This is a genomic window from Sphingomonas endophytica (assembly GCF_001476895.1).
In the GTDB taxonomy this organism is placed as follows: domain Bacteria; phylum Pseudomonadota; class Alphaproteobacteria; order Sphingomonadales; family Sphingomonadaceae; genus Sphingomonas; species Sphingomonas endophytica_A.
On the sequence record NZ_LDTB01000063.1, the window covers coordinates 36,214 to 42,838 of the forward strand.

Annotated in this window: 3 protein-coding genes and 1 pseudogene; all 4 read right to left on the reverse strand. The window is 67.0% G+C overall.

Annotated features, from left to right (window positions below):
- Positions 1-56 precede the first annotated feature (56 nt).
- A complete protein-coding gene (gene acnA / locus NS334_RS13980) occupies positions 57-2,744 on the reverse strand; it encodes an aconitate hydratase AcnA (RefSeq protein ID WP_058756566.1) in 2,688 nt (895 codons plus the stop codon).
- A 316-nt stretch (positions 2,745-3,060) separates the two neighbouring features.
- Entirely contained in the window at positions 3,061-4,902 is a 1,842-nt protein-coding gene (locus NS334_RS13985) for a methyl-accepting chemotaxis protein (RefSeq protein ID WP_058756567.1), read from the reverse strand.
- 261 nt (positions 4,903-5,163) lie between these two features.
- Positions 5,164-6,285 (reverse strand): M14 family metallopeptidase, encoded by a 1,122-nt coding sequence (locus NS334_RS13990; protein ID WP_058756568.1) that lies wholly within the window; start codon positions 6,283-6,285, stop codon positions 5,164-5,166.
- A pseudogene (locus tag NS334_RS13995) lies at positions 6,285-6,625 on the reverse strand (hypothetical protein); the annotation flags it as partial. The gene NS334_RS13990 and the pseudogene NS334_RS13995, both read right to left, overlap by 1 nt.

A 6,625-nucleotide genomic window follows, 5' to 3' on the forward strand; every position in this document is an offset into this window, starting at 1 on the left:
GAAAGGGAGGACCAGCGGCCCTCCCTTCCCGAAAAAACCTACTGACGGCCGCCGCGTTACGCAGCGAGGTTCCGCAGCACGTACTGCAGGATGCCGCCGTTCAGGAAATATTCCAGCTCGTTGACCGTATCGATCCGGCAGCGGGTCTGGAACTGCTCGGTCGACCCATCCTGGCGCTTCAGCGTGACGGTCACCTCCTGGCGCGGGCGAAGATCCGCGACGTGGTGGATCGTGAACGTCTCGTCGCCGGTCAGCTTCAGCGTCTCGCGCGTCACGCCCTCGGCGAACTGGAGCGGCAGGACGCCCATGCCGACCAGGTTCGAGCGGTGGATACGCTCGAAGCTCTCGGTGATGACCGCGCGAACGCCGAGCAGGTTGGTGCCCTTCGCCGCCCAGTCGCGCGACGAGCCGGTGCCATATTCCTTGCCCGCGATGATGACGAGCGGGGTGCCGTCCGCCTTGTGGCGCATCGCCGCGTCATAGATCGGCATGACCTCGCCCTCGTAACGGCTCATGCCGCCCTCGACGCCGGGGACCATCTCGTTCTTGATGCGGATGTTCGCGAACGTGCCGCGCATCATGACCTCGTGATGGCCACGGCGCGCGCCATAGCTGTTGAAGTCGGCGCGGCTGACCTGATGCTGCTGGAGCCACGTGCCCGCCGGGCTGTCGGCCTTGATCGAGCCGGCCGGCGAGATGTGGTCGGTGGTGATCGAGTCGCCCAGGATCGCCAGCGGCTTGGCCTCGATGATGTCGGTCACCGGCGCCGGGGTCATCTCCATGCCCTCGAAATACGGCGGGTTGGCGACATAGGTCGAACCGGCGCGCCACGCATAGGTGTCCGACCCCGTGACGTCGATCGCCTGCCACTTCGAATCGCCCGCGTACACATTGCCGTAGCGGGCGCGGAACATGCCGTCGTCGATGTTAGCGGCCATGAGGTCCGAAACCTCCTGGTTGGTCGGCCAGATATCGCGCAAGTACACATCCGCGCCATCGGTACCCTGACCGATCGGCGTGTCGTTCATGTCGGTCGTCACCGTGCCCTTCAGCGCATAAGCGACGACGAGCGGCGGCGAGGCGAGGAAGTTCGCGCGCACGTCGGGCGATACGCGGCCCTCGAAGTTGCGGTTGCCCGACAGCACCGAGGCGGCGACGAGATCGTTCTCGTTGATCGCCTTCGAGATCGGCGCGGCCAGCGGCCCCGAATTGCCGATGCAGGTGGTGCAGCCATAGCCGACCAGGTTGAAGCCGATTGCGTCGAGATCCGCCGACAGCCCGGCCTTGTCGAGGTAGTCGGTCACGACCTGCGACCCCGGCGCCAGCGAGGTCTTCACCCACGGCTTCGGCTTCAGCCCCAGCGCGTTCGCCTTGCGCGCGACCAGACCGGCGGCGACCAGCACCGACGGGTTGGAGGTGTTGGTGCAGCTGGTGATCGCGGCGATGACCACGTCGCCGTCGCCGATGTCATGGCCACGCTCGTCGACCGCGACGCGCGCGGGCTTCTCGCGGTGGTACAGCTTGAACAGGTCACCGTTGAACACCTCGTCCACGGTGTCGAGGCTGACCTTGTCCTGCGGGCGCTTCGGGCCGGCGAGCGACGGCACGACCGTCGACATGTCCAGCTCCAGCGTGTCGGTGAACACGGGGTCCGGGCTGTCGGCATAGCGCCACATGCCCTGCGCCTTGGCGTACGCCTCGGTCAGCGCGACCACCTCGTCCGGGCGGCCGGTCAGGCGCATGTAATCGAGCGTCTTGTCGTCGACCGGGAAGAAGCCGCAGGTCGCGCCGTACTCGGGCGCCATGTTGGCGATCGTCGCACGATCGGCCAGCGTCATCTGGTCGAGGCCGGGGCCGTAGAATTCCACGAAGCGGCCGACCACGCCCTTGGCGCGCAGCATCTGCGTGACGGTCAGCACCAGGTCGGTGGCGGTGATGCCCTCACGCAGCGAACCGGTCAGCTTGAAGCCGACGACCTCGGGGATCAGCATCGACACCGGCTGGCCGAGCATCGCGGCCTCCGCCTCGATCCCGCCGACGCCCCAGCCGAGCACGCCCAGGCCGTTGATCATCGTCGTGTGGCTGTCGGTGCCGACCAGCGTGTCCGGATACGCGATCGTCGCGCCGTTCTTCGCATGGTCGCCGGTTTCCGCCGACGCCCAGACCGCATGGCCGATGTACTCAAGGTTCACCTGGTGGCAGATGCCGGTGCCCGGCGGCACGACCTTGAAATTGTCGAGCGCCTTGCTGCCCCACTTCAGGAACTCGTACCGCTCGGCATTGCGGGCATATTCGAGGTCGACGTTATCCTCGAACGCCTTGGGCGTACCGAATTCGTCGACCATGACCGAGTGGTCGATGACGAGGTGGACGGGGACCTGCGGATTGATCTTCGCCGCGTCGCCGCCCAGCTTGGTGATCGCGTCGCGCATCGCGGCGAGGTCGACCACGCACGGCACGCCGGTGAAGTCCTGCATCAGCACGCGTGCGGGGCGATACTGGATCTCGCGGTCCGAACGACGCTCCTGCTGCCAGTCGACGATCGCCTTCACGTCCGCCTCGGTCACGGTCACGCCGTCCTCGAAGCGGAGCATGTTTTCCAGCAGCACCTTCATCGAGAAGGGCAGGCGGCTGATGTCGCCGAACTTCGCCTCGGCGGTCTTCAGCGAGAAATAGTCGTAGGACTGGCCCCCGGCCTGAAGCGTCTGGCGGGCGTTCAACGTATCCTGGCCGATGGCCGTCATGGGCAGTCCTTTCTTCAAGGGCCGTCGTCGGACGCGGCGCGTGCGGGCGCGCGGGCGCGGCGACGGGAGCGAAACTCTCGATCGCCGCGGGCGATAGCAGCGGTGCCGCATGTGCGAAAGGGGGATGCGTCACTCGGCACCGGTGGCACGTCCGTGCGCCGGTTCGCGGCGCACGGACGGTTTCGGACACCACGGTCGGGCGGAAGAGCGCGCAGGGGTGGCGCGATGGCTGTCACGGGTCCCGTCGCCACCCCGCCCGGGCGGATCGGGCAGGCGCCACCGGACCGGGATGGCGTCGGCGTCGGGAGCCCGGCGCTCAGAACTCCGACCAGTCGTCTTCGACCACCGCAAGCGCGCTGTTGCCCGCGGTGCGCGGAGGGGCGGTCCTGCCGCCACGTCGAACGGCGCCGGCGACGCGCTGTTGCAGCTCATGCACGGGGGAGGCGGGCGCTGTGCGGGCGTCGCCGACACGGAAGCGCGCGATCTGGCGGCTCATCTGGTCGACCTCGGAGGCGAGGCTGCGCGCGGCGGCGGTCGCCTCCTCGACCATCGCGGCGTTCTGCTGCGTCACCCCGTCCATCTCGGCGACGGCGGTGTTGATCTGCTGCAGGCCGGTGGCCTGCTGTTCAGCCGATGTCGCGATCGCGGAGACGAGCTCGTTGATCTCGCCGATCTTGCTGATGATGCGCGAGAGCGCGTCGCCGGTTTCGCCGACCAGCCGCACGCCGGCCGTCACCTGTACGGACGAGGCGGTGATCCGCGTCTTCACGTCCTTCGCCGCCTCGGCGGAGCGTTGTGCCAGCGCGCGCACCTCGGAGGCGACCACCGCAAAGCCCTTTCCGGCGTCGCCGGCGCGAGCCGCCTCGACGCCGGCATTGAGCGCGAGCAGATTGGTCTGGAACGCGATGCCGTCGATCACCGAGATGATGTCGGAAATCTCGTTCGAGGTCCGTTCGATGCCGCCCATGGCGTTGACCGCGCGGTGCACCACCTCGCCCGATCGCTCCGCTTCGTCGCGGGCGTTGCGGACCGCGACGTCCGCGCGTGTGGCGCGCTCCGCCGTCGAGCGGACCATCGACGTGATCTCGTCCATGGCCGCCGCCGTTTCCTCCAGCGATGCCGCCTGCTGCTCGGTCCGCTGCGAGAGATCGTCGGAGGCCTGGCGAATGTCGCTGGCGCCGCTGTTGATCCCGCTCGCGGATTCGGTGACCTGCGCCAGCGCGCTCCGCAAGGAAGCCGCCGCATCGTTGAAATCGGAACGGAGCTTGGCATAGGCGGGAGGGAATGCGTCCTTCAGCTCGCAGGTGAGATCGCCGTCCGCCAGCGCGGCCAGTCCGGCCGCCAGTGCCTCGGTCGCCTGCGCGGCGGCGACGGCCTTTTCCTGCTCACCCCTGACGACGGATTCGCGGAAGATGTCGACCGCGCGCGCGATGTCGCCGATCTCGTCCTGCTGATCGAGGTGCGGCACCTCCGCGTTGCCGTTCTGCGATGCCAGGCCGCGGATCGTCTCCGACAGTCGCCGGATCGGCGCGACCACCTTGGAAGAGATGATGACGAGCGAGACCGCCAGCGCGGCGATCCCCGCGATGACGAGCGCGATCATCATGTCGCGGTTCGTGCGGGCGGTGGCGGCGGCCTCGTTGCCGGTCCGCTCCGCGATTTGGAGCTGGAGGTCGACGAGCTTGCCGATGGATTCGGACACCGGATCGATGCTCTGGTACAGTCTGTTCAGGACGAAGCTGTCGAGTGCCGCACGGTCGCCGTTGTTCAGGATGGTCTGCAGTTCGGCGACATGTTGGTCGGCGATCCGCATGCGGGCCTCGGCCTCGGCGGCAAGGATCGCCTCCTTCCCCGTGATCTGCGTGGCGCGATACGCCTTCCAATGCTGGCGCAACATCCGCGAACCATCGCGCACCTTCGCGGCCGACCGGGCGAAGCTGAAGTTGCCGTTGCGCGCCTTGTGCGATGCATCGACGATGTCGACGGCATATTTGTCCGCGACGGTCTTCAGGTCGCGCATCGGCACGACACGATCCTTGATGATCGAATCGAGCGCGGTCTTGCTGTTGCCCATGCTCAGAAAGGACAGCGTTGCGAGCAGCATGATCGACAACGCCAGCGCCGACAGGCAGGCGAACAGCTTCTTCCGGATAGTCATGCGATCCTCCTGAAAGGATCATGTAATGTGGGATGCTTAATATTTCGCTTCGTGATGAAGCAACGCCGCCTGTTCGACAGTCGCGCGACACACGGATCGCGACAGCGCCATGAAATCGATGGCTTTATCAGGTGCTCCGCAACATCGCCGGTCGTCGGTCTGGCCGGGTTTGAGCGTGAGCCAAGGTCGCCGACTCGTCGCGCGCCATCGTGATCTTCGCGCCGGAGGGTCGATATCTGGCGTCCGTCGCGCAGACGGCCGTTACACCTGTCCGATCATCTCCGTCAGCACTTCAAGGCATGCGACCCCCAGCGCCCTGGACCGTGCGCCGCTCCAGCCGAATTCGGAATCGGCATTGGCGTCGTGATCCTTGAAGGGCATCTCCAGTGTCACCGAGACCGCGCCGAAGCGCTCGGCAAGCTGGTTGGTCGACATCGACAGGTTCGCCTTGCCCGGGGCGGAGCGGTCGTAGCCCAGCTCGGTCTGGAAATCCGGGGTGTGCGCGGCAAGCCGGCGGCCGAATTCATAGAATGTCGCGCCATGTTCGTCGGTCCACGAGGGAATCCCCTCGAAGCCGGCGATGAAGTTCGCCGCGATCGCCTCGTCGCCATGAACATCGATCGCGAAGTCGACGCCGGTGCGGTCCATCTCGGCCAGGACGCAGAGCACCTCCGGGCTGCGCTCCGCGCTGGGCGCGTGCCATTCGCGGTTGAGGTTCACCCCCGCCGCATTGGTGCGCAGGTGCCCGCGTCGCGTGCCGTCCGGGTTCATGTTGGGAACGACATGGACCGTGGCGGCCGACAGCAGCGTGGCGGCGGCGGGGCCGGTCAGCCACTCCAGCGCGCCGTCCATCCACCATTCGGCCATCGATTCGCCGGGATGCTGGCGCGCGTAGAGCCACACCTGCTTCGCGCCGGTGCCGATCCGGAAATAGTCGATCGCCTGCCCGTCCAGCGTCGTGCCCAGCTCGCGATGCGCGACGCCCGGCCGCGCGGCGATGCGCGCGATCAGGCGCGCGTGCATTTCCATCGTATAGGGCGCGAAATAGGCGAACCAGGCAAGGTCGCCCTGCCCGGTCCAGTCGAAGGACAGGACGCCGCCGTCATAGCGCGTGTCGATCTGCCGCCAGGCGTCCAGATCGGTGGAGGCGCGCGTCCGATAGCCGGGCCAGCCGAACGGATAGGCGGACCGGCCGGCGTTCAGGATGCGGAAGGTGACGCGCTTGCCGGCGAGGCCGGCGGCGCGAAAGTAGAACCACTGGAAGAAGTCCGACTGGTGATCGTGGACGATCTCCAGATCGCAGCGCCAGTCGTCGCCCGCGCCCTCGATCGCGACCACGCGGATGTTGCCGCCATCGAAGGCGGCGTTGAGCTGGATCGTCATCACTTCACCGTCACGGTGCGGCCCGAATCGCCGGGGAAGTCCTTGAACAGCGCGCCCGCCAGCCGCGTCGCGACGGAATTGGCATCGGCATCGGGGGCGGACGTGTCGGTCAGCGTCTGCGCCTGTCCTTCCCAGATCGCGTCCGCGCCATGGCGGATGCGCACCGCCAGTTCGGTGACGGTGCCGACGCGCGCGCCGCCGCCGCCCAGCGGGAAGCTGAACTCGTATGCCGGCTTTCTCCTGAAAAAAAAAACAAAAAGAACAAAAGACCAGTCCAAAATGTCAGTATGCATTAACAAACACAAGAGCCGATGCTCACCATCAAACGCACAAGTGTCCA